Genomic DNA, 1,179 nt, shown 5'->3' on the forward strand with positions numbered 1-1,179 from the left:
TCATCGAGGCGGCCTTCGCTTTTCGTCGATCAGGGCGATCAGGACCAGCGGCGGGTGATACCGCGGGTACCCCGGCCGTTCCAGCACCCCTGATGCCAGTGCCTGCGGTCGTCCTCGCCGCCCTCGGCGAGCCAGGCGACGACATGGGCTACGCCGGGGGCGATCTCGTGATCGCAGCCGGGACAGCGATAGGTCTTCACCGCACGAGCGCCGGGAACCGTACGGACGATGTAGGTTTCGCCGTCGCGCGGACCCGGCTCGGTGCGGCCGAAGACATCGCCGATCGGCCGCGGGGTGCTGGGGCGCCCGGAGCGCGGTATACGTCGCGGCATCAGGTTCTCGCCTAGAACAACCGGAAAACGTTGCTGTCCATGCCGCGCAGCTCGTCGTAATCGAGCGTGAAGCACCGGATCCCCCTGACCTTCGCCATGGTGCGCGCCTGCGGCTTCATCTGCTGCGCCGCGAACACCCCCGACACCGGGGCGAGCAGCGGGTCACGGTTGAGGAATTCCAGATAGCGGGCCAACTGCTCGACACCGTCGATGTCACCGCGGCGCTTGATCTCCACCGCCACCGTCGCGCCGTCGGCGTCACGGCACAGCAGGTCGACCGGACCGATCGGCGTCATGTACTCGCGCCGCACGAGGGTGTAGCCCTCACCGAGCTTGGTCACGTGCTCGGCGAGCAGTTCCTGCAGGTGCGCTTCGACCCCGTCCTTCACCAGACCCGGATCCACCCCCAGATCGTGCGAGGAATCGTGCTCGATCTCCTCGATGCTGATCCGCAGTTCCTCGCCGGCCTTGTTGACGACCACCCACAGCGCCGTAATGGTGCTCTCCGGCGCCGCAGGCTGCTCATCACGCAGCGCCCTGACCCCGTTGGGGAGTTCGGCGGGCGGCTCCAAGGTGGCGACCTCACGCTCCTGCAGCCAGCACGGCGGGCTCATCCAGTTCAGCGGCTTGTAGGAGCCACCATCGGAGTGCACGAGCACCGAACCATCGGCTTTGATCAGCAGCAGCCGACGGGCCATCGGAAGGTGGGCGGTCAGTCGACCGACATAGTCGACCTGGCAACGAGCAATGACGAGGCGCACTCAAGCACAGTACCGCCTCCCCGAAACTCGGCCGGCGGCTCCCGAAGGTGTGCGTTCTCGATTGTCACGGGAACGCAAAAAGGAAA

The 1,179-nt window shown here is 66.7% G+C and carries 2 protein-coding genes; both read right to left on the reverse strand.

What is annotated here, in order from left to right; genetic code table 11:
• Window positions 1-38 precede the first annotated feature (38 nt).
• The gene (locus ACFP3H_RS25190) at window positions 39-332 is read right to left on the reverse strand and encodes an ATP/GTP-binding protein (RefSeq protein WP_378609680.1); all 294 of its coding nucleotides are present in this window, start codon (window positions 330-332) and stop codon (window positions 39-41) included.
• 11 nt (window positions 333-343) lie between these two features.
• A complete protein-coding gene (gene nucS, locus ACFP3H_RS25195; protein WP_378609681.1) occupies window positions 344-1,093 on the reverse strand; it encodes an endonuclease NucS in 750 nt (249 codons plus the stop codon).
• Window positions 1,094-1,179 lie beyond the last annotated feature (86 nt).

The organism is Nocardia lasii, assembly GCF_042658545.1.
In the GTDB taxonomy this organism is placed as follows: domain Bacteria; phylum Actinomycetota; class Actinomycetes; order Mycobacteriales; family Mycobacteriaceae; genus Nocardia; species Nocardia lasii.

Coding starts and splice junctions, on each gene's coding strand:
- ACFP3H_RS25190 (WP_378609680.1), bottom strand. CDS start 332: ATGCCGCGACGTATACCGCGCTCCGGGCGCCCCAGCACCCCGCGGCCG.